Raw genomic sequence first — 22,341 nt, 5'->3', positions numbered from 1 at the left:
ATGTTTATACACGGTGAGAATAGGCTAGGTGGATTTTGGCCGGTGAACTACAGTCTGCTCAGCCCCTTTTTACGCAGAAGGTACTGCCGATGGATTTCGCCTATTCACCCAAGGTCCAGGCGTTGCGCGAGCGCGTCATGGCGTTCATGGATGCCTATGTTTACCCGGCCGAAGCGGTCTTCGAGCGTCAGGTCGCCGAGGGTGATCGCTGGCAGCCGACTGTAATCATGGAGGAACTCAAGCGCAGGGCTCAGGCTGAAGGCCTGTGGAACCTGTTCTTGCCTGAGTCGGAACTGGGGGCGGGGCTGACCAACCTGGAATATGCGCCGTTGGCCGAAATCATGGGCCGCTCATTGCTGGGGCCGGAGCCATTCAACTGCTCTGCGCCGGACACCGGCAACATGGAAGTGTTGGTGCGCTATGGCAGTGAGGCGCATAAGCAGCAGTGGCTGGTGCCCTTGTTGCGTGGCGAGATTCGTTCTGCGTTCGCCATGACCGAGCCGGACGTGGCATCTTCTGACGCCACCAATATGCAAGCTACGGCGGTGCGCGATGGCGATGCGTGGGTGATCAATGGGCGCAAATGGTGGACCTCCGGCGCCTGTGATCCGCGTTGCAAGGTCATGATCTTCATGGGCTTGAGCAACCCGCAAGGGCCACGTCATCAACAGCACTCGATGATCCTGGTACCTACCGATACCCCCGGGGTGAACATTGTCAGGCCGTTGCCGGTGTTCGGTTATGACGATGCGCCCCATGGTCATGCTGAAGTGCTCTTCGAGAATGTCCGCGTACCCTACGACAACGTATTGCTGGGCGAGGGCAGGGGTTTTGAGATTGCCCAGGGCCGTCTCGGCCCAGGCCGCATTCACCACTGCATGCGTTCGATCGGTATGGCCGAGCGTGCCCTGGAGTTGATGTGCAAGCGTTCAGTGGCGCGCAACGCCTTTGGCAAACCGCTGGCGCGGCTGGGCGGTAACATCGACAAGATCGCTGATTCGCGGATGGAGATCGACATGGCCCGACTGTTGACCCTCAAGGCGGCCTACATGATGGACACGGTGGGTAACAAGGTGGCCCGCAGCGAGATCGCCCAGATCAAGGTGGTGGCACCAAACGTTGCGTTGAAGGTGATCGATCGGGCCATTCAGATACATGGCGGGGCTGGCGTTTCCGGTGACTTCCCGCTGGCCTACATGTACGCCATGCAGCGCACGTTACGATTGGCCGATGGCCCGGATGAGGTCCACCGCGCCGCGATCGGCAAGTACGAGATCGGCAAGTACGTACCGCGCGAGCCACTTCGCAGCGAGCCTCAGTAAACCCAGACCTCGACCCGGCGGTTGCGGATTCGGCCTTCGTCCTGGTCGTTCGCCGCTACCGGCAGTTCGGCGCCCAGGCCAAGGATCTCCCGAGCGGTCACGCCTTGCCGGGCCAGCTCGCGGCGCACGGCCATGGCGCGCAACTTGGACAGCAGGGTGGCGCGCGCCGGGTCGCTCTTGGCATCGCCGAACCCCACCAGGCTGATCTTCTGGTCGAGCTTGCCGGTGCGCTTGAGGTACGCGACCACCCGTTGCAGATCGGCTTGCGCCTTGTTGTCCAGCGTGGCGCTGCCTTCGGCGAAGCGAAAGTTCACCGAGAGCCGTTGTGCCTGTTCAAGCAGACCTCGATAAGCCGCAGGCATCTCGGCATTGGCCCGTACCGGCATCGCCTGGATGGTCTGGGCAATGAAGCCGCTGGCGGTGACGATGGCCTGGCCGGGTTCGCTTTGTGCAAAGCGAATCAGCGCCTGGGCCCAGGGGTTGTGCTGGCCGGGTGGCAGGTAGAAATACAGCCGACGGGCCAGCGGATAATCTTCGCTGGCGATCAGCCCGGGTGTCGGCAACATCGCACTCGCCGCGCCGTCGGCGATGGCCAGGACTTTGGCGCCGTGCACTGAGCTCAGGCTGCTGAAACCGATTGCCTGACGATCACGACGAACTTCGGCGGCCAACTGCTCACCCGACTCAAACCGTGTGGTACTGGTTGCCAGCGTCAGATCATGGGGGTCGAGTACCAGGCTCTTGAACGTCTCGAACGTACCGGAGCGATCGTCGCGAGCGTACAAGCGGATCGGCCCGCTGCCGAGACCTAGCGCGTCCCAGGTCGTAATGCGGCCAGCGAAAATTTTTGCCAACTGTTCGGTGGTCAATTGTGGCAAGGGATTGTCCGGGTGGACGATCACCGCCATGCCATCAAGGGCGATCACCTGCTCGGCATCGGCACTTTTCAGATCGCCAAGCGCTTCCAGGTCGACCAGTTCGCTGTCTTTGATCGGGCGCGAGGCCGCCGCCAGGTCGGCGTCACCGTTTTTAAGCGCGGTAAAACCGGTGCTCGACCCGTGGGCCGCAATGTTCACCTGGATCAACTCGCCCTGAGCAGTGTGGCCTTGTACCTGGACTTCGTTGGCAACCGTGCCGGGCAGGATCTGGATGTCCTGCACGGCTTGCGTTTGCAGCATGCCGCGCACCAAGGCTGGCGCCAGCACGCTGCCGATAGTGTTGGAACCCTGCAGGCGTAGTACCGTTTGCCCGGCGTGCGCGGCGATGGGGAGGGCGGCTAACAGGCTGAGGAGCAGCCGAAAAACAAGGGGGAACATGCCAGTGGGTGCTCGCGGCTATAGGTCGTGCCGGGAGATTAAGACAATACGATGACCGCAAGATGACGAAGGGTCAGAGGATCTTGGCTGAATGGTACGCCGGCAACATTGCTACTACCCTCTGAGAAACACGCATTTTGCGTGGTTCCCTGTGGCCAAACGCCTGACGTGAGGATCGACCGATGCTGCAACGGTTAAGCGTGACGTTACTGGTTTCTTCCTTTGCACTGCTTGCGGCGTGTGCGACGCACGTCGACAGTACCAGTGAAGCATCATTTTCTGCGTCGATGGTGGCCATAAGTCAGGGCTTGGACCTGGAGCAGAAAGCGGCGTTTGATCGGGCGCTGACAGTGGTCAGGGAAGCATATGGGCTTGACCGCGCGCGAATGGCCAAGGCGTTGGATGGCAAGGACGCCGAGGATGTCCTGGACCTTGCTGCGGATATCCGTGAAAAACAGGATGAGGCGGCCCTGGCGCAAGCCGAAAAGGATCAGGCGGCTCATCTTGAGTCATCGAAGGCGAACCTTGCGCAGTACACGGAACACTGTGAAGCGCTTGAAGCCAAGCGCCTGGCCGAGGATCCGGACAGCCGCGGCCCCAGTCGTTTTGAGGCACACGTGTGTGCGTCCGCAGACAGCTATGAACGCACGGTCGACAATCTTGAAGAGATGACGGCGCAGCAGTATAAGGACGCTGATAAAGACACGATCAGCCAGCTCAAGCTGGACTGAACATCGGCGTTGTCTGCCACCGGGTGTCGGTGGGGTGCCTTGGCGTTCGCGGTGTTTGCATCGCGGGCAAGCCCGCTCCCACATGTGGGATGCAGGCAAGCCAGGGGCGGGGCTTAGCTCAATTCCAGCCAGATCGGTGCGTGGTCCGAGGGCTTTTCCATGCCGCGCAGTTCGTAATCGACGCCTGCATCCTTGAGCCGTGGCAGCAGCCCTTGAGAGGTCATGATCAGGTCGATGCGCAGGCCACGCTTGGGTTCATCCTCGAAACCACGGCTGCGGTAGTCGAACCAGCTGAAACGGTCGCAAACGTCAGGGTTCAGGTGGCGGAAGCTGTCGACCAGGCCCCAGTTTTTCAGCCGTGCCATCCACTCGCGCTCTTCCGGCAGGAAGCTGCATTTACCGGTCTTGAGCCAGCGCTTGGCGTTGTCCGGGCCGATACCAATGTCGCAGTCTTCCGGGGAGATGTTCACGTCGCCCATTACCACCAAGGGCTGCTGGTTCTGGAACTGGCTTTCAAGCAGGGTTTGCAGGTCGCTGTAGAAACGCTGTTTGGCCGGAAATTTGGTGGGGTGGTCGCGACTTTCACCCTGGGGGAAGTAGCCGTTCATGATGGTGATCGGTGTGCCATCGACGTCGGCGAAGGTGCCCCAGATGAAACGGCGCTGGGCGTCTTCCTCGTCGGTACTGAAGCCCTTGAACAGGCTCAATGGCGCTTGGCGCGAGAGCAGGGCGACGCCGTAGTGGCCCTTTTGACCATGGAAGTTCACGTGGTAGCCCAGCGCCTGAACTTCAGCCAGTGGGAATTGCTCGTCAGCCACTTTGGTTTCTTGCAGGCCGATCACGTCCGGTTGGTGCTTTTCGATCAACGCGGCCAACTGATGGGGCCGGGCGCGCAGGCCGTTGATGTTGAACGAGACGATCTTCATGGAAGCAACAATCCTGGTAAAAGTCAGGATGCTAGCTGACATCGTCGGCCACGACCAGCGTGGCGGCCCTGTCGATCGCCTGCTAACGTGCTTCACGAGGGCGCGCCAGCGTAGCGAGTACCTCACTGGCAATGAATGCCCAGGCCTGGAGGTTTTCACGATGTCCGAATCGACTGCTGTTACGGCTGAAGTCCGCTTGCTCGATGGGGGCTACAGTCATGAAACCCGCTCGTTGCTTTACCATGCCTACCGCCGCGAGCCGACCTTTGCCTACCTGTTCGAAGCGGCGCGCCCTGGTTACGACCACCGCATCCGCGCCACGGTGCGAGAGCTGGTGCAGCAGCACTTCTATCAAGAACTGCCCGCGTTGGGGTTGCTGATCGGGGAGCGTTTGATTGGCGTTGCACTGATTGCACCACCACAACGTCGGCTCAGCGTCACGGAAAGCTGGGCCTGGCGTATGCGCATGTTGCTGAGCACCGGGTTCAACTGCACGCGCCGTTACCTGGATTACCAGGCGGCACTGATGGCCTGCCTACCCACTGACGCGGTTCACATGTTGCCGCTGCTGGGTGTCCATCCGCAGTTTCAGGGCCAGCACTTTGGTGAACAGTTACTGCAGGCGTTGCACGACTGGTGTGCCGAAGATGAGCACTCTCAAGGGATTGTTCTGGACACCGGCAATGAGCATTACCTGGCGTTTTATGCGCGGCAGGGCTATCAGGAGATTGGTGAAATTGCGGTAGGGCCTGTTCGTGAGCACGTTTTTTTTCACCCGAACCCCCAGCATTCCCGGCAAATCGGGGCGTAATCGAGCAATGAGCGATGGCCGCGGTCGCCCGGCTGCCGTAAAGCTCTGGTAGCATCGGTGCTTATGACGTATTTAGCACCTTTTACCTGTGGTTTGATTCTATGCATCGCCAGCTTCGCCGTTTGTGCACAAAGTGAACTGGTCGTTCGGATAAAGCCTGCCAACAGCGAGCTCAAGGACAATATCGAAGGTTACATTGGTAGCCTGGGTGACCGTGACGAAGAGGCTTTGATGCGCTTCAGTCGCGGTGCCGTCGAGCAGGCCAGAAAAGCGGCCCAGGCCTTGGGTTACTACCAGCCCCATATCGAAACCGAGATCAAACCCCCGGCCAAGGCGAACAAGGGGCCACGCCTGGTGATGACCGTTGAGCCGGGCGAGCCAATCCGGATTCGCGACATCACGGTACGTATTCAAGGGCCGGCCAGTGAACTGAAAGCCTTTCGGATTCCAAATAGCCGTTACTTGCGCTCGGGCGAAGTGCTCAATCATGGGCATTATGAGGACGCCAAGCGGCTGATTCAGAACCAGGCTTCCCGCTATGGCTTCTTCAGTGGCCGGTTTCTCCGGCAACGTCTGACGGTCGATCCACTGGCTGGGGTCGCTGATATCGAGCTGGTCTACGACAGTGGCCCGCGCTACGCCCTGGGCAAGGTCCAGTTTACCGGTGACAGCCCGTTCGATGAGGACCTGTTGCGCAGGATGGTGCCGTTCCAGGAAGGTGCGCCCTATGATTCTGAGCTGATCGCCGAGCTCAACAATGCGCTGCAGTCCAGTGGTTACTTCGAGAGGGTACGTGTCGATGCGGCACCGACGGCATCCGTCGGCCAGACAATCCCGGTGGCGGTTCAGTTGCAGACCCGCAAGCCCCGTACCATGGGCTTGGGCCTGGGTTTTTCGACGGACGTCGGGCCTCGTGCCAAGGCTAACTGGACGCGCCATTGGGTTAACCCTGAAGGTCATAGCTACGGTATCGAGACCGAGGTATCGGCCCCCCGGCAGAACGTCGGCCTGTGGTACGACGTGCCTCTGGATCCTCCGCTGACCGACAAGTTTCGTTTTGCCGGCGGTTACCAGAACGAAGAAATCGCCAATACCGACAGCCTCAGTAAGCTGCTGACGGTAGGCCCGGAATGGCACAGCAAGTTGCCCAGTGGTTGGCAGCGGGTGATCTCGCTGAAATGGCAGCGTGAAGAGTATCGCCTGGGTGACGACTCCGGGTTGAGCAACCTGCTGATGCCCGGTGTCAGTTATGCCTACCTGCGCAGCGACAACCGCATTGATCCGCACAATGGCTACCGCCTGCAGTTCGACACGCAGGTCGCGAAGGAAGGCCTGCTCTCGGACACCAACCTGGTGCATGGCAATGTCCTGCTCAAGGGCTTGACCACCCTTGGGCGGAACCACCGTTTCCTGGGCCGGGTACAGTTTGGCGGCAGCGCCACCAACGGCTACAAATCAATGCCGCCGTCGTTGCGGTTTTTCGCCGGTGGCGATCAGAGCGTGCGCGGTTACGACTACCAGACGCTGTCGCCGAAGAACTCGGACGGTGACCGTATCGGCGGCCGCTACCTGGTGGCCGGCAGTGTTGAGTACCAATACTCGATTGCCGAGAAGTGGCGCGTGGCGACCTTCGTCGATCAAGGCAACTCATTCAACAGTCTGGAACTGCCTAGCCTCAAGACCGGCGTCGGTCTTGGTGTGCGCTGGGTATCTCCGGTGGGCCCACTGCGCCTGGACCTCGCCCACGCGCTGGATGACGAGGGCGGTATTCGTTTGCACTTTTCCATGGGGCCGGAACTGTGAGTCGTGTGTTTAAAGGGATTGCCATCGGCCTGGTCGGCGTACTGCTGGTTGTGGTCTTCGGTGTGGCCGCTGTACTGGGTACGCAGGCGGGCAGCCGTTGGGTACTGAACCGGGTGCCAGGGTTGCAACTGGACGACTTCCAAGGGCGGCTGGCAGGGCAGTGGCAGGCCAAGCGCCTGTTGTGGGAGCAGTCGGGTAACCGGGTCGAGTTGACGCAGCCGTTGCTGGCGTGGTCGCCCGCCTGCCTGTTGCGAATGACGTTATGCGTAACCCAGCTACGCGCCGAGCGGGTGGACCTGGCGTTTGCCCCCGGCGAGCCCTCGACAGACAGCGGCCCGCTGCAGTTGCCGGCCTTGGCATTGCCGCTGAACATCGAGCTGGGTGAGCTACAGATTGGTCGACTGACGCTGGATGGCAATGAGCAGTTGAGTGAGTTGCAACTGGCGGCGCGTTGGAGCGTCGAGGGCCTGCGTATTGATCGCCTGCAGGTTCAGCGCGAGGATTTGCACCTGGCGCTGCAGGGGATGCTGAAGCCTGAAGGCGACTGGCCCATGCAGGCCAGCGGCCAACTGCAATTGCCTGTAGTGGATGGGCAGCCGTGGCAATTGGCCCTGAAGGTGGACGGTGACCTGCAGCAGACGTTGCGGGTAAGCGCGGACAGTACGGGCTATTTGCAGGGACGACTCGATGGGCAGTTGCAGCCGCTGGCGGCGAACCTGCCGGCCAAGGTGCGTATCAGCGCCGACGCCTTCAAGGCGAGCGCCGACCTGCCGGATACCCTGCAGCTCAATCAGGTGTTGCTGACCGGTGAAGGCGACCTGAGCGCGGGTTACCGGCTTGCGGGCAATGCCAGCCTGCCGGCCTCGCAGGGCCCGATCGCCCTGGCCCTGCAAGGCCGGGTCGATGCCCGTGGTGCCGAACTGTCAGCGCTCGACCTGAACGCTTCCGCAGAACAGTACCTCAGGCTCAAGGCCACCGCCGACTGGCAACAGAGCATCAAGGCCAGCGCTCAGCTTGAGTGGCTGGACTTCCCCTGGTTGCGCCTTTACCCGCTGGATGACGCGCCGCAGGTCACCCTGCGTCGTTTCAATGGCCAGGTCCGTTACCAGGAAGGCCGTTACGAAGGGGATTTTGCCGGTGACCTGGACGGCCCGGCCGGTGCGTTCAAGATCAGCAGCCCGTTCAAGGGCGATCTCACGGCTATCGACTTGCCGCAGCTTGTTCTGAGTGCGGGGCAGGGTAAGGCCGCGGGTAACCTGCGGGTGCAGTTCGCTCAAGGCATTGCCTGGGATACGGCACTGGAGTTGTCCGCGCTTAATCCTGCGTATTGGCTGGCCGAGTTGCCCGGTACATTGGCTGGGCCGTTGCGCAGCACGGGCGAGTTCAAGGATGGCCACCTGCGGCTGGATGCCGACGTAAACCTCAAGGGCCGCCTGCGTGGCCAGCCGGCGCTGCTTCAGGCCAAGGCTGGCGGTGCAGGGGAACAGTGGACCTTGGGCACCCTGGAAATTCGGCTGGGGGACAACCGTATCAACGGTAGCGGCAGCCTTCAGCAGCGTCTGGCCGGCCAGCTCGACCTCGACATGCCCCGTTTAGGGCAGCTCTGGCCGCAACTGCAGGGGCGTTTGAAAGGGCGCCTGGACGTTGCGGGCACACTCAAGGCCCCACAAGGGCAATTGACCGTGCAAGGGCAGCAGTTGGCCCAGGCCCAGAACCATCTGCAACGCCTGGATCTCAGCGCGCAGATGGACTCGGCACAACGTGTACGGATTGAGTTGGAGGCCGGTGCGATCCAGTTGGGTGAAACGGGATTGGGTACGCTTACTGCCAAGGGGCAGGGCGACAGGCGCCAACAGCAATTGCGCCTGGGCCTGAAGGGGCCGCAACTGGTGCTTGACCTCGAACTGGACGGTCAGCTGGACAAAGACAACTGGCGGGGGCGCCTGGCCAGTGGGCGTATCCAGGCCGGAGGCCAGGATTGGCAGTTGCAGGCCCCAGCCCGGCTACAGCGCCTGGCGAATGGCCAGATTGACTTCTTTGCTCATTGCTGGCGTTCGGGTGATGCCAGCCTGTGCGGCGAAGACCAGCGCCTGGCCCCCGAGCCCAAGCTGCGTTATCACCTCAAGCAGTTCCCGTTGCAGAGCCTGGCCCAATGGTTGCCGAAAGACTTTGCCTGGAGCGGCCAACTCAATGCCGATATCAACCTCGACCTGCCGGCCAGCGGGCCCAAGGGACGGGTTCAGGTTGATGCCAGTGGTGGCACCCTGAGGTTGCGCGAGAAAGGCCAGTGGCTGGATTTCCCTTACCAGACCCTGCGCCTGGACAGCACCTTGGGCCCACGGCGGGTAGATTCCCGTTTGGCGTTTCGTGCCGAGCGACTGGGTGAGCTGACCCTGGACACGCGTCTTGATCCGCTTGCGAAAAACAAACCTGTCAGTGGCACGTTCAGTTTGAATGGCCTGGACCTTTCCATCGCCCGGCCTTTTGTTCCGATGGTCGAGCGCTTGGCCGGCCAGTTGAATGGCAGCGGCAGGTTGTCCGGCACGTTGCTGGCGCCACAGGTCAACGGTAGCCTGACCCTTTCGCAGGGCGAGGCCAGCGGTGCAGAACTGCCCATCAGCCTGCGTGAGCTGACCTTGCGTGCCGTGATCGCCGGTGAGCAGGTTCAGTTGCAGGGTGACTGGAAAAGTGGCGAGACTGGCCAGGGACAGTTGAGTGGTCAGATCGGCTGGGCGCGCGCGTTGGCGGTCGACCTGCGTGTTCATGGCCAGCGCTTGCCAGTCAACGTCGAGCCCTACGCCGTGCTGGAGGTAGCCCCGGACCTGAACATCGGCCTGCAAGGCGACAAGCTGGCAATCACAGGCAAAGTGCTGGTGCCCAAGGGCAAGATCAGCATCCGCGAGTTGCCGCCATCCACCGTCAAGGTATCCGATGATACGGTGATCGTCGGCCACCAGACCGAAGCGGGTCAGGCCCCCTTGGCGATGGCCATGGACGTCGACGTCGAGGTAGGGCAGGACAAGCTGTCGTTCAGAGGGTTTGGTTTGAGTGCCAACCTGCGGGGTGCCGTGCATATCGGCGACAACCTCGACACCCGTGGTGAGCTGAGCCTGGTTGATGGCCGTTATCGCGCCTATGGCCAGCGCTTGACTATCCGCCGTGCGCGATTGCTGTTTGCAGGCCCTATCGATCAGCCGTATCTGGACATCGAGGCCGTACGCAAAACCGATGACGTGATCGCGGGTATTCGCCTCAGTGGCAGTGCTGAACAGCCGACCACCCAGGTGTTTTCCGAGCCGGCCATGAGCCAGGAGCAGGCCTTGTCGTATCTGGTATTGGGGCGGCCATTGGGCAGTACCGGTGAGGACAACAACATGCTTGCACAAGCGGCGCTGGGCTTGGGGCTGGCGGGCAGTTCGGACCTGACCGGTAGCCTGGCGAAAAGCCTCGGTATCGACGACTTCCAACTCGACACTCAGGGGAGCGGCGCCAGCACCAGCGTGGTCGCCAGCGGCAACCTGACGGAACGCCTGAGCTTGCGTTATGGCGTGGGCGTATTCGAACCGGCCAACACCATTGCCTTGCGCTACCTGTTGAGTAAAAAGCTCTACCTGGAAGCCGCCAGTGGGATCGCCAGTTCGCTTGATCTGTTTTACAAACGCGACTTCTGAGTCAGCGAACGGTTGCAGCGGCGATGAACTCGTTGTCCGCGGATGGCGGTGCAGGATCGGGCTGGCGGCAGGGGGTAATCAGTTGGGTGTACTCTTCGATCAGACGATTCAATGCCTCGGGCGGTTCGCAGGCCTGAAACTGCATACGAATCTGTACTTCGTCCGGGTCACGATGATCGCCTTGGCGCTTGTTCTGAGCGCCTACGGTGACCATGAACCGTTCGTGCTTGAGTGCGCTGTTTTCCAGTACATGGCTTGCATCGGCCAGTTCGGTGTTCTGGATCTTTACCGAGAGGTCGACTTGCATCCGCTCCAGGGCCAGGCCGCGTGGTGACACCAGCGTGATCAGGGGGATGCTCAAGGTATGTCGGTCATCCATGGCGACATCAACCATCTTGGCTTTCATCGGGGCGCCCAAGGCTTCGGCGTCATAGTCAAAAAACTGGTCAAACAGCTTGATGTACTGTTGTGCGATCAGGTTGTTCGCTGCCGCTGCGGCGTCCTGCAGACCTCGGGTAATGTCAGCCAGGTCGCAGGTGGCAAGGGGCTCTTTGTCGTTAGGACTGCGTTCCAAGAGGCTGGGCTCCTTTGGCGAGGGACGGGGAGGCTCCGCTCATCAGAGCGGAACCTGTTGTCGCGTGTCAGTTAGTGGTCTGTTGTACCTGGTCTGGCATTGGCAGTTTGGATTCAGGCAAGGCGTCCTTGTTCTGCGCCTCGGTGTTGGGAAGCATGACCGGCTTGGTGGCGGCATCGGTCAGGAAGTCGATGACGCGCATCAAGGCTTCTGGCGGATCCTGGCGTTTGACGCGGGTGTTGAACGCGTAACGCGCGCGGGTGTCGGTCTTGCGGGTTTGTGTTGACTTGTGGCTGACCTGGCCTTTGACGCTCATCTTGAACGGGCCCCAGCCAATGGAAGCGCCAAACTCTGCGCTGCCACCGGTTTCAGAGCTGCTTTCGGCCTGCTGGCTGATGGTCAGCTCGAACTCGATGTTACCTTCTTCAATGGCGATGTTCGGGTGGGTGATGGCCGCCAGCAGAGGGATCTGCATTTTCTTGGCGACGGTACCCTGATAGACACCCTGTTCGTCCGTGAGAGTTTCTTCATAGTCGAATTGGATGGCTACAGCCTTGCCATCCTGGATACAGACGCCCATGAGGAAGTCTGCGTAGGATTTACTGGCGCTAACCTGCGCCTGAATCATGGCCTGCAGTGGCCCGGAGATCATCCGGTCCAGTGGCAGTGCGTTCATGACCGAGCCGATGAGGCTGTTATCGATAGTTGCCATGGTGAGATTTCCTTATCGTGAAGTGCGCGTGAGTGCGCGGTTACCGTTACGCGGTGTGGCGGGCGTGAGCCTCTTGACGCCGGATATTGCCGATCTGGCGCAGGCTCAGGCCGTATTTGTCGGCCAGCACGCTACGGGACAGGCCGTGCGAGCTTTCCTGTTGAATCTGTTGGTTGCGCAGTTGCCGGTTGAAGTGGTCGGGTTTGGGAATCTCCAGGGCCGTACCGGCATAGCGTTTGATCAAGGCCTCAAGCTGTTCATTGGGCAGTACATCGGCCAGCGTGGTGCGGCCTGGGTGCTTGGGAATGTACTTGGGCCTGCCGCCGTAGATGCAGGTCAAGCGATACGCGCTTTCCAGCCCGACACACGCGATCAAGGCTTGCAGGGAATGAGGCAGTTGGGTGATGTCGATACGGTTCAGGTCGCAGAGTTCCATGATCACTTCCTTGTCAATGAGCAAGCCATTTGGGCCTGCGGTAGGTGTTAGCCGTCAGCATTCAGCGTGATCAGCAGTGCCGTATCGGCTGGCTGCGTTGGTCGGCGTCATGGGTTGATTCTCGGGCACTGCGCGACAAAAGATCTAGGTAGCAAGCGGGTCTGTACCAGTAGCTGTTCCTGCTTATGTTCGGTGGGAAAAATGGCGAAGGGATGTGGGTATTCAGCGGCGTAACAGGCGCAAAGCCCCGGTTTTCGGCCCGCCACCACAACGGCATAGCCGCTGCTTGGCGCTACCAGCGTTAGTCGCAAGGGTGGGTGACCAACAGGCTGACCTGAGCCATCAATGCGGTTTGGCGAGGCAGCGCATTGTCGGGGAAGGAACGCCAATCAACCCATAGGCAGACAGCGGTGAGTGGGGTGCCGCCGCGTGCGCCGACGACCTGAGGTGCGAAGTCGCGTCGGTACAACGCCTGGGTTTTTTTCAACCCTTGAACCCGTTCAGCCGAGGCCAGCGTGGCTTTTACCAGTGACGGTATTTCCTGCATGGGGATGGTGAAGGCTTCGCGTGTTTCCGGGCTACCCAGGTGCCCGGCCTGTCGAGAACGTTGCCACAATTGCTGCCATTGGCTGTTGCCTGCGCTGTTCGCCAGGCCGGTTCCGAGTGCTTTCAGGTGCGAGGGGTCGACGTCTATGGTTTGCAGTGCTTGAGCCTCAATACAGACCAGCAGGCCGACTGTACTGAGCAGGTGGGGTATGCGCATGAGGATGCTCCGCGAGGGACGTTAGTGCTTGAGCGCTCATGTTTGCAAGTTGGTCGGTAGGGCAGAACCGGGAAAATATCCTTGTGAGAGGATTGGACGTTGTATTATTCGCGTTTGATTTTTGTCTTCCACGCGTCAAGGAAACCCACATGACTCAAGGCCAACGCCTTAAATACTCCATCCTGTTGTCCCTGCTGGTGCTGGCAACCATGCTGGGGCTGTCCTACCTGCAGAAAGACGGTGTGATCAGCGAAAAGGTGTTCCAGTACATCGCCATCGGCGTGGCGGTCGTCGTGGTCATCGTCAACGGCATCATGCGCCGCAAGGTCAAACTCTGACTCCAGGTCGGCCAGCGCCAAGGCTGGCCGACACCGGCGGTTACAGGGTCAGGTCACGCAGCAGGAGGCCGTACTCCAGGTTGACCTGCTCAGGAATCGGCAGGTAGACGGTATGGCCATCGCCAGGGGCAACCTCGATCGGTTGGCCCTGGCGATTGCGCAACTGATGCAAGTCGAAATGGTAGTTGCCACGTGGCGTCATCAGTTCAAGGTGATCGCCAAGGCCAAAGCGGTTTTTCACCTGCACTTCGGCCAGCCCATCGACCCGCTCACCGGTCAGCTCGCCAACGAACTGCTGGCGCTCAGACTGCGAGTTGCCACGTTGGTAGTTCTGATACTCGTCATGCACATGGCGGCGCAGAAACCCCTCGGTGTAACCCCGTTGCGCCAGTGACTCCAGATTGAGCATCAACGAGCGGTCGAACTCGCGGCCTGCTACGGCATCATCAATTGCCTGGCGGTAGGCCTGAGTGGTGCGTGCGCAATAGAAGTGCGATTTGGTGCGGCCCTCGATTTTCAGCGAGTGAACGCCCATCTTGGTCAAGCGCCCGACGTGCTGTACCGCCCGCAGGTCCTTGGCGTTCATGATGTAGGTGCCGTGCTCGTCTTCGAATGCCGGCATCTCTTCGCCAGGACGGTTGCTTTCTTCCAGCAGGAAGACTTCATCGGTCGGCGCGCCCAGGCCCAGTGTCGGCTCGACTTCGCGGACGATCTCACCGGTTACATTTTCCGTGGCCGGGGTGGCGCTGTACTTCCAGCGGCAGGCATTGGTGCATGAGCCCTGGTTGGCGTCACGCTTGTTTAGGTAGCCGGACAACAGGCAGCGCCCGGAATACGCCATGCACAGTGCGCCGTGAACAAACACCTCCAGTTCCATTTCGGGAACCTGCTGGCGAATTTCCTCGATCTCCTCCAGCGACAACTCGCGGGACAGGATGACCCGGGTCAGGCCCAGCCCACGCCAGAACTCCACGCTGGCCCAGTTCACCGTGTTGGCCTGTACGGAAAGATGAATCGGCATCTCGGGGAAATGCCGACGAACCAGCATGATCAGGCCGGGGTCGGACATGATCAGTGCATCCGGGCCCATGGCGATCACCGGCTCCAGGTCCTTGAGGAAGGTTTTCAGCTTGGCGTTATGCGGTGCGATGTTGACCACCACATAGAACTGCTTGCCCTGGGCCTGGGCTTCCTTGATGCCGATGGCCAGATTCTCATGGTCGAATTCGTTGTTGCGCACCCGCAGGCTATAGCGCGGTTGCCCGGCATAGACCGCGTCGGCGCCATAGGCGAAGGCATAGCGCATGTTCTTGAGGGTGCCGGCAGGGGCAAGTAATTCGGGTTTGGCGAGGCTGGTCATGGGAGATCGGGTCGCAGCTGAAAAAGGCGCAGAGGCTACCTCACTGCGCCGCTGCTTTTATTGATCTACAGCAATGCCCGGGTGCGGGGCCACAGGATCAGGTGGCCCCACTATGGGTAATGGTTCAGCGCAGGCTGTAGGACACGCCAACGTAGGCCCCGAAGCCCTCGCCGGGTGTCGAGCGGGCGATGTCATTGCCGTGGTCGTTGTAGCCCGGCGTCACGGTGGCCGCATACCGCTTGTTGGTCAGGTTGCGCAGGTCCAGCCAGGTTTGCCAGTCGTTTTTCGGCGCGTTGAAGCCAAATGTCGCCCCGAGCAGTGCATAGGCATCGGCGGGGTAAGAGTTGGCGTAGTCGACCTGTACCTTGGAGGCCATCTGCGTATTGAGCCCGGCGTAGAAGCCCGTCGGGTGATCGAAGCGCACTTCGGCCTGGTAGAAATGCATCGGAATGCCGGGCAAGCGGTTGTCACCGAAGGCGTCGTCATCACGGTAGTGGAAATCGCTGAAGGTGTAGGCCTGACGCAATGACACCTTACCCACGGCAGCACGCTCCCAGAGCAGGCTGTCCAGGCCGGCTTCGATGCCCTGGTGGATCGTAGGGCTGGCGTTGATTTCGGTGGGCGGATTGCCAGGCACCGTTTCGACTGCCAGTAGTTCATGGCGTACCGCTGCGTAGTACCAGGCCAGATCCCAGCGCCCCAGTGCCGAGTCGCCACGAGCGCCGAGTTCAAGGGTGGTGGCGGTCTGATTCTGCAGTTCGACGGGGGTTTTCTGAAGTTTGGCGGCCGGGCCGCTGGTGAAGCGTTCGTTGGCACTCCAGATCAACGCCCATGGGTGTGGCGGCTCGACCGAGCGGCTGAGGTTGCCGTAGACCTCCAACTGCGGGTTGAAGGCGTAACGCAGACCGACGCGCGGGGCATAGTCCCAGTCGTGCTGGCTGACCTTGCCGCCATCGGCGGGATAGCTGACATCGCTTTCCCGGCGGGTGTAGATCAGCGCCAGGCCGGTGGTCAGCCACAGGTCCGGCACCAGCTCCAGCTCGTTGCTGGCGTGCAATACGTTGTCGGAGCCCTGATAGCTGAAGTCGCGGGTTTTGGTACCGATTGGGGTGTTGAGGTTAGTACCCTGTTGCACCCGTACATACTCGGATGCGCCGCTATTGGGCAGGTGCTTGGTCGACCGCCAGCCGATCGAGGTGTTGCTCTCGCGGTCGAACAGGGTGTCTCGACGGAAGTAGTTCAACGTACCACTGACATCGGTGTAGGCCACTTTCAGGCGGTTCAGGCCTTCACGCAGGTCCATCGGGTAGTCGTGATACACCAACCCGGCCTCCAGGCGTGAATCGTCATCCAGAAAGAAGGTAGTCTTGTTCGCCAGCCAGGTGCTGCCCGGCTGTGGGCGGCTGGCGTCACGGGAGAGGTAGGTCGGGTTGGCAGCCCGTGGATCATGCTTGATCTGTGCTTTGGTCAGGCGCCCGGCCAGGTCGTTCTCGGTTTCCCGATAACGCAGGTAGAAGCGGGTTTCCAGGTTCGGGTTGAAGCGGTAGCCGACGTTGGCGGCGATGCCTTTGCTGCTGCCGCTGCTGTGATCCTGATAACCGTCGTATGCCGAGTCGGTAGCCGCCACGTAGTAATCCAGGTCGCCCAGCACCTGGCCTGAACTGATCTGGCGTTTCATGTAGCCACGGCTGCCGGCTTCAAAACGAACTTGCAGGGGCGCTGCGTCATATCCGGTGTGGGTGATGTAGTCGATGGCTCCGCCCAATGCCAGCGCGCCCTTGTCGAAGCCATTGGCGCCGCGCAGCACTTCGGCGCGGCTCAGCCACAGCGGTTCGAACAGTTCGTAGGGGGTACCACCGGGGCCAGTCAGTGGCAGACCGTCGAACAGGGTGTACACCCCCGAACCGTGGCTGCCCGGTGCGCGGTTGATGCCCGAGCCTCGAATCGACAACTTGACCCCATCATTACCGGCGGACTGCGCAAATACACCGGGCTGGTAGGCCAGCACATCCTGGTTGCTGGCAACCCGGCCTTGCTCGACCTGCTGCATATCCACCAGATTGGTCCCGCCCGGCACCCGCTGCAGGCGCTCTTTGGCCGACGCCAGTTCGCTCTGTTCCTGCTCCTGAATCAGCACCTGACCCAGTTCGACAGCGTCGTCGGCCTGTACGGTGGTGGCGCAGACGAACAGCAGCGCCAGTGGAGAGCGGGGGAGGGTGGATCGCATTATCAAGAATTCCAGGTTATGAGGCGGCTATCTGACGCCGCAACTACAAGACGAAGCACAGTCGTTGCCCGGAAAACAAAACACCCCGCCGAGGCGGGGTGTCTGTTGTTACTGAAGCGATTGGTACCTGGGCGATCAACCGATCAGCTGAAACCCGGCGTGTTGGACCATGTCCAGCAGCGGCTGCGGGTACACGCCCAGCACGAAGGCCAGGATCGCGATGGCCAGCAGCATGACGCCGCCAGTGCGCTGTTCCCAGTTCAGCGGGGCATCGTGACGACGCAGGTTTGGTTCGATCAGGTACAGGGTAACCATGACACGCAGGTAGTAGAACACGCCGATGGCGCTGCCCAGTACCAGGGCGCCGACCAGCCACCACAGCTGCGATTCGACACCGGTCGCAATGATGTAGAACTTGCCGATGAAGCCTGCGGTCAGCGGGATACCTGCAAGCGACAGCATCATCACGGTCAGTACGGCGGTCAGGTACGGACGGCGCCAGAACAGGCCGCGATACTCGTACAGGGCGTCAGCGTCACGGCCGTTGTACGGCGACGACATCAGGGTGATCACACCGAAGGCACCGAGGCTGGTGATCACGTAGGTGACCAGGTACACGCCGATGGCTTCCATCGCCAGGCCCTTGCTGGCCACCAGGGCAATCAGCAGGTAACCGAAGTGGGCGATGGACGAGTAACCGAGCAGACGCTTGAGGTTGCTCTGGGTCAGCGCCAAGAGGTTACCGATCAGGATCGAGGCGACGGCGATCACCGACAGCACGGTGGTCAGTACGCCGCTGCTGGCCGCCGGCGAGATCAGGAACAGGCGTACGACGACGGCGAACACTGCAACCTTGCTGGCGGTGGCCAGGAACGCTGCGACCGGTGCTGGCGCACCTTCGTAAACGTCTGGGGTCCACAGGTGGAACGGTACCAGCGACAGTTTGAATGCCAGGCCAACCAGCATCATGCCCAGGCCCAGTTGAGCCAGCAGGCTTGGCATGCCAGTGGCTGCCAGTGCCTTGCCAATACCGGTGAAGGTCAGGCTGCCAGCATCAGCGTACAGCAGGGCCATACCGAACAGCAGGAAGGCCGAGCCTGCGGCCGACAGCACCATGTACTTGATGCCGCCTTCCAGCGAACGCTTGTTGAAGAACGCGTAAGCCACCAGGCCATAGACCGGTACCGAGAGCAGCTCCAGGCCGATGAACAGGCCAGCCAGGTGCTGTGCACAGACCAGTACCAGACCACCGAGGGCTGCCATCAGGATCAGCAGGTACAGTTCTTCACGGTTGCCCGGGTAGCCTTTACCGCTTTTGCCTTCACCCAGGTAGGCGTGGGCGAGGGTAACGCAAGCCAGGGTGGCGACCAGGATCAGTGCCATGTACAGGCAGGCGAAGTTGTCGACGGTCAGCAGCGGGGTGACCGCCAGGGGTGTGACTTTCAGGGTTGGAATAATCGACAGCAGGGCCAGGTTCAGGCCCACGGTCGACAGCAGGAAGGTTTGCGAGTGATTGCGGCGCCAGGCGATAGCCAGCATCACCACAACAATGGTGATACTGGTAATCAGCAGCGGCGCAAGCGCGATAAAGTGTTGAATCGTCAGGTCCATAGCGCTCTTACCGGGCCGAAGCGAGTTGAGTGAAAGCGGTGCCGAGCCACTGCTGCACACCACTCATGGTAGCGGCAGAGGTGTCGAGGAACGGCTGCGGGTAAACGCCCAGCAGGATCAGCAGGCCAGCCAGGCCCAGCACCATGATCATTTCGCGAGTGTCCATACCAGCCAGGACTTCATCGGATTTCGCCGGACCGAAGTAGGCACGGTGGATCATGATCAGCGAGTAGACCGAACCGAAGACCAGGCCGCTGGTAGCGATCACAGTCACCCATGGCGAGCTGACGAAGCTGCCGATCAGGATCAGGAATTCACCAACGAAGTTACCGGTACCTGGCAGGCCCAGCGACGCGGCGGCGAAGAACAGGCTGATGGCTGGCAGGTAAGCGATACGGTGCCACAGGCCGCCCATCTGACGCATGTCACGGGTGTGCAGGCGTTCGTACAGTTGGCCACTCAGGATAAAGAGTGCCGCAGCCGACAGACCGTGTGCGAGCATCTGGATCACTGCACCTTGCAGCGCTTGCTGGCTGCCGGAGTAGATACCGATCAGCACGAAGCCCATGTGCGAGACGCTGGAGAACGCGATCAGGCGCTTGATGTCGGTTTGGGCGAAGGCCAGGAATGCACCGTAGAAAATACCGATCAGACCGAGGGTCATGGCGATTGGCGCGAATTCCGCCGAGGCATTCGGGAACAGCGGCAGGGCGAAACGCAGCAGACCGTAGGCAGCGGTTTTCAGCAAAATACCCGCCAGGTCCACGGAACCTGCGGTAGGTGCCTGGGCGTGAGCGTCAGGCAGCCAGGAGTGGAACGGTACAACCGGCAGTTTCACCGCGAAGGCGATGAAGAAGCCCAGCATCAGCAGGTACTCGGTACCGGCTGGCAGTTCGGCCTTGAGCAGTGTGCTGTAGTCGAAGGTCAGTACGCCGGTGGTGTTGTAGTTCACCAGTACCAGGCCCAGGATCGCCACCAACATGATCAGGCCGCTGGCCTGGGTGTAGATGAAGAACTTGGTTGCTGCGTAGATCCGGGTCTTCTTGCCGTCTGCCGAGCTGTGACCCCAGAGCGCGATGAGGAAATACATCGGCACCAGCATCATTTCCCAGAAGAAGAAGAACAGGAACAGGTCCAGGGCCAGGAACACCCCGACCACGCCGCCCAGGATCCACATCAGGTTGAGGTGGAAGAAGCCGACGTGGCGCTGGATCTCTTTCCACGAGCAGAGGACCGAAAGCACACCGAGCAGGCCGGTGAGCAAGATCATCAGCAGCGACAGGCCGTCCAGGCCCAGGTGCAGGCTGATGCCGAAGCGCTCGATCCAGAGCACTTTGTATTCGACAGTCCAGGCAGGCTCGGTACCCGGTGCCGGGGCGAGGGTGTAGTCACCGTGTGCCCACAGCCAGAGGCCGATACCGAGCAACAGGGACATGGTCAGCAGCGCAATCCAGCGTGGCAGGGTGGCGCCGAAGCGCTCACCCAGCCAGCACAGCAGGCCGCCGATGAAGGGGATCAGGATCAGCCAAGGCAAAATCATGACGGGCTCAATTCCTTTCGCAAAGTCGCAAGGTTCATATCAGACCGCAGCCAACAACACAGCGCCGAGAACAATCACGGCACCTGCGGCGATCGAGGCGGTGTACCAGCGCAGCTGACCGGTTTCGGTACGGCTCATGGCAGCGTGGCCACCACGTGCCAGACGCGGCACCAGACCAATGCTGCGGTCAACCGGGTCCTTGCGCAGCACATGGCTGATCAGCAGGTAAGGTTTGACGAACAGCTTGTCGTAGATCCAGTCGAAGCCCCAGGCAGCGAACCACCAGGCCGACAACACGCGACCGATGCCGCTGTTGGCGATGGCTGTTACCAGGCGACGTTTGCCCAGGAACAGCACGGCTGCCAGCAGGATACCGGCGATGGCAATGGCGCCCGAGGCGATTTCCAGGCTGTGCTTGGCTTCGCCACCGGCATGGCCGGCGCTCTGCGGCAGTACACCGGCCAGTGGTGGATGAATCCAGGCACCGACGAAGGTGGACAGTACGATCAGCACGCCCAGCGGCAGCCAGTGGGAAATCCCGTGGCCAGCATGGGCTTCGGTCTTGGCTTCGCCGTGGAAGGCGATGAAGATCAGGCGGAAGGTGTACAGCGAGGTCATGAAAGCACCGACCAGGCCGGCGTACAGCAGACCGTTGTTACCACTGGCGAAGGCTTCCCAGAGGATTTCGTCCTTGGAGTAGAAACCGGCGGTCAGCAGCGGCAGGGCAGCCAGGGCGGCACCACCGACGATGAAGCTGGCGTAGGCCAGCGGCAGCTTCTTCCACAGGCCACCCATCTTGAAGATGTTCTGCTCGTGGTGGCAGGCAACGATGACCGCACCGGAGGCAAGGAACAGCAGGGCCTTGAAGAAGGCGTGGGTCATCAGGTGGAAGATCGCGCCTTCCCAGGCGCCAACGCCCAGGGCCAGGAACATGTAGCCGATCTGGCTCATGGTCGAGTAGGCGAGGATACGCTTGATGTCGGTTTGAACCAGCGCGGCGAAGCCGGCCAGTACCAGGGTGACACCGCCGACCACGCCGACCAGGTGCAGCACGTCCGGCGCAAGGGCGAACAGGCCGTGGGTACGGGCGATCAGGTAGACACCGGCGGTCACCATGGTCGCGGCGTGGATCAGTGCCGAAACCGGGGTTGGGCCCGCCATCGCGTCAGCCAGCCAGGTCTGCAGTGGCAGTTGGGCGGATTTACCGACCGCGCCGCCCAGCAGCATCAGGGTGGCCATGACGATCCAGAAGTCACCGGCCTTGAAGTGCTCCGGTGCGCGTACCAGCAGTTCCTGGACATTCAGGGTACCCAGTTGCTGGAACAGGATGAACAGGCCGATGGCCATGAACACGTCACCGATACGGGTCACGATGAAGGCTTTGAGTGCGGCGTTACCGTTGTTGCGGTTGCTGTAGTAGAAACCGATCAACAGGTAGGAGCACAGGCCCACGCCTTCCCAACCGAAGTAGATGAACAGCAGGTTGTCGCCCAGGATCAGGAACAACATGCTGGCAATGAACAGGTTGGTGTAGGCGAAGAAGCGCGAGTAGCCCGCTTCACCGCGCATGTACCAGGAGGCGAACAGGTGGATCAGGAAGCCGACGCCGACCACCACACCCAGCATGGTGACCGACAGGCCATCCAGGTACAGGGTGAAGTTGGGTGCGAAGCCGTCTACCGACATCCACTGCCACAGCAGCTGGCTGTACGCACCGCCTGCAGGCGGTGCAACGTTGAACTGCCAGATCACGTAGGCCGCGGCGATGGCCGAGAGGCCTACCGAGCCGACGCCGATCAGCGCCGAGAGGTTCTCCGAGAACCGTCCGCGCGAGAACGACAGCAGCAGGAAGCCGATCAGGGGAAATACGAAAGTCAGAAAGAGAAGGTTCATCCGCGCATCTCACTGGCTGCATCGATATCGAGAGTGTGGAAGCGGCGATACAGCTGCAACAGGATCGCCAGGCCAATACTGGCCTCGGCCGCTGCCAGGCTGATCACCAGGATGAACATGATCTGTCCATCCGGCTGCGCCCAACGGCTGCCCGCGACAATGAACGCCAGTGCCGAGGCGTTCATCATGATTTCCAGGCTCATCAGCACGAAAAGAATGTTGCGGCGCACCATCAGCCCGACCAGACCGAGGCAGAACAGGATGCCGGCGACGGCCAGGCCATGTTCGAGAGGAATTGCAGGCATGT

At 61.0% G+C, this 22,341-nt stretch carries 18 protein-coding genes; 6 read left to right on the top strand and 12 right to left on the bottom strand.

Annotated elements, in window-relative coordinates; all coding sequences use genetic code 11:
- Positions 1 to 89: 89 nt before the first annotated feature.
- Positions 90 to 1,322: an acyl-CoA dehydrogenase gene (locus CS390_RS15685; protein ID WP_065758517.1), complete on the top strand. Its 1,233-nt coding sequence runs from the start codon at positions 90 to 92 to the stop codon at positions 1,320 to 1,322.
- Here CS390_RS15685 and CS390_RS15680 read toward each other — a convergent pair.
- Complete coding sequence (locus CS390_RS15680) at positions 1,316 to 2,638, bottom strand: substrate-binding domain-containing protein (RefSeq protein ID WP_099775300.1); 1,323 nt, start codon at positions 2,636 to 2,638, stop codon at positions 1,316 to 1,318. The genes CS390_RS15685 and CS390_RS15680 overlap by 7 nt on opposite strands.
- A gap of 182 nt (positions 2,639 to 2,820) precedes the next feature.
- On the opposite strand from CS390_RS15680, the gene CS390_RS15675 reads away from it, so the two are divergent.
- Positions 2,821 to 3,369 carry a hypothetical protein gene (locus CS390_RS15675; protein ID WP_065758519.1) on the top strand — a complete coding sequence of 183 codons (549 nt, stop codon included), beginning with the start codon at positions 2,821 to 2,823 and terminating at the stop codon, positions 3,367 to 3,369.
- Between the two features lie 113 nt (positions 3,370 to 3,482).
- Here CS390_RS15675 and xthA read toward each other — a convergent pair whose 3' ends face one another.
- A complete protein-coding gene (gene xthA / locus CS390_RS15670; protein WP_065758520.1) occupies positions 3,483 to 4,295 on the bottom strand; it encodes an exodeoxyribonuclease III in 813 nt (270 codons plus the stop codon).
- Positions 4,296 to 4,455: 160 nt separating this feature from the next.
- Here xthA and CS390_RS15665 point away from each other — a divergent pair, with 160 nt between their 5' ends.
- The 3 genes from CS390_RS15665 to CS390_RS15655 all read left to right on the top strand — a co-directional run bounded on the left by CS390_RS15665 (position 4,456) and on the right by CS390_RS15655 (position 10,580).
- Positions 4,456 to 5,106, top strand: coding sequence for an N-acetyltransferase (locus CS390_RS15665; protein WP_065758556.1), 651 nt, complete (start codon positions 4,456 to 4,458; stop codon positions 5,104 to 5,106).
- A 63-nt stretch (positions 5,107 to 5,169) separates the two neighbouring features.
- A complete protein-coding gene (locus CS390_RS15660) occupies positions 5,170 to 6,909 on the top strand; it encodes an autotransporter assembly complex family protein (protein WP_099775299.1) in 1,740 nt (579 codons plus the stop codon).
- The gene (locus CS390_RS15655; protein WP_099775298.1) at positions 6,906 to 10,580 is read left to right on the top strand and encodes a translocation/assembly module TamB domain-containing protein; all 3,675 of its coding nucleotides are present in this window, start codon (positions 6,906 to 6,908) and stop codon (positions 10,578 to 10,580) included. The genes CS390_RS15660 and CS390_RS15655 overlap by 4 nt, the downstream gene beginning before the upstream one ends.
- Position 10,581: 1 nt before the next feature.
- Here the strand turns inward: CS390_RS15655 and CS390_RS15650 are convergent, their stop codons facing one another.
- The 4 genes from CS390_RS15650 to CS390_RS15635 all read right to left on the bottom strand — a co-directional run bounded on the left by CS390_RS15650 (position 10,582) and on the right by CS390_RS15635 (position 13,065).
- The gene (locus tag CS390_RS15650; protein ID WP_065758523.1) at positions 10,582 to 11,154 is read right to left on the bottom strand and encodes a DUF2589 domain-containing protein; all 573 of its coding nucleotides are present in this window, start codon (positions 11,152 to 11,154) and stop codon (positions 10,582 to 10,584) included.
- Between the two features lie 67 nt (positions 11,155 to 11,221).
- The gene (locus CS390_RS15645; protein ID WP_065758524.1) at positions 11,222 to 11,866 is read right to left on the bottom strand and encodes a DUF2589 domain-containing protein; all 645 of its coding nucleotides are present in this window, start codon (positions 11,864 to 11,866) and stop codon (positions 11,222 to 11,224) included.
- A gap of 46 nt (positions 11,867 to 11,912) precedes the next feature.
- Positions 11,913 to 12,302, bottom strand: coding sequence for a Mor transcription activator family protein (locus CS390_RS15640; RefSeq protein WP_065758525.1), 390 nt, complete (start codon positions 12,300 to 12,302; stop codon positions 11,913 to 11,915).
- Between the two features lie 301 nt (positions 12,303 to 12,603).
- A complete protein-coding gene (locus CS390_RS15635) occupies positions 12,604 to 13,065 on the bottom strand; it encodes a hypothetical protein (RefSeq protein ID WP_099775297.1) in 462 nt (153 codons plus the stop codon).
- Between the two features lie 149 nt (positions 13,066 to 13,214).
- Here CS390_RS15635 and CS390_RS15630 point away from each other — a divergent pair, with 149 nt between their 5' ends.
- Positions 13,215 to 13,403 (top strand): hypothetical protein, encoded by a 189-nt coding sequence (locus tag CS390_RS15630; protein ID WP_065758527.1) that lies wholly within the window; start codon positions 13,215 to 13,217, stop codon positions 13,401 to 13,403.
- Positions 13,404 to 13,443: 40 nt separating this feature from the next.
- Here CS390_RS15630 and yegQ read toward each other — a convergent pair whose 3' ends face one another.
- The 6 genes from yegQ to nuoK all read right to left on the bottom strand — a co-directional run bounded on the left by yegQ (position 13,444) and on the right by nuoK (position 22,339).
- Complete coding sequence (gene yegQ, locus CS390_RS15625; RefSeq protein ID WP_099775296.1) at positions 13,444 to 14,763, bottom strand: tRNA 5-hydroxyuridine modification protein YegQ; 1,320 nt, start codon at positions 14,761 to 14,763, stop codon at positions 13,444 to 13,446.
- 124 nt (positions 14,764 to 14,887) lie between these two features.
- A complete protein-coding gene (locus CS390_RS15620; protein ID WP_099775295.1) occupies positions 14,888 to 16,990 on the bottom strand; it encodes a TonB-dependent receptor domain-containing protein in 2,103 nt (700 codons plus the stop codon).
- A 135-nt stretch (positions 16,991 to 17,125) separates the two neighbouring features.
- Positions 17,126 to 18,601 (bottom strand): NADH-quinone oxidoreductase subunit NuoN, encoded by a 1,476-nt coding sequence (nuoN, locus tag CS390_RS15615; protein WP_065758530.1) that lies wholly within the window; start codon positions 18,599 to 18,601, stop codon positions 17,126 to 17,128.
- Between the two features lie 7 nt (positions 18,602 to 18,608).
- Positions 18,609 to 20,141, bottom strand: a complete 1,533-nt coding sequence (gene nuoM, locus CS390_RS15610; protein WP_065758531.1) for an NADH-quinone oxidoreductase subunit M — start codon at positions 20,139 to 20,141, stop codon at positions 18,609 to 18,611.
- A 39-nt stretch (positions 20,142 to 20,180) separates the two neighbouring features.
- On the bottom strand, positions 20,181 to 22,034 hold the full coding sequence (gene nuoL, locus CS390_RS15605) for an NADH-quinone oxidoreductase subunit L (RefSeq protein ID WP_099775294.1): 1,854 nt from the start codon (positions 22,032 to 22,034) through the stop codon (positions 20,181 to 20,183).
- Positions 22,031 to 22,339 carry an NADH-quinone oxidoreductase subunit NuoK gene (gene nuoK, locus CS390_RS15600; RefSeq protein ID WP_028944232.1) on the bottom strand — a complete coding sequence of 103 codons (309 nt, stop codon included), beginning with the start codon at positions 22,337 to 22,339 and terminating at the stop codon, positions 22,031 to 22,033. Before nuoK ends, nuoL begins: the two co-directional genes overlap by 4 nt.
- Positions 22,340 to 22,341: the final 2 nt, after the last annotated feature.

The organism is Pseudomonas sp. HLS-6 (genome assembly GCF_002753995.1).
GTDB classification, from domain to species: Bacteria; Pseudomonadota; Gammaproteobacteria; order Pseudomonadales; family Pseudomonadaceae; genus Aquipseudomonas; species Aquipseudomonas defluvii.
This window is presented reverse-complemented; position numbering and strand designations above follow the sequence as displayed.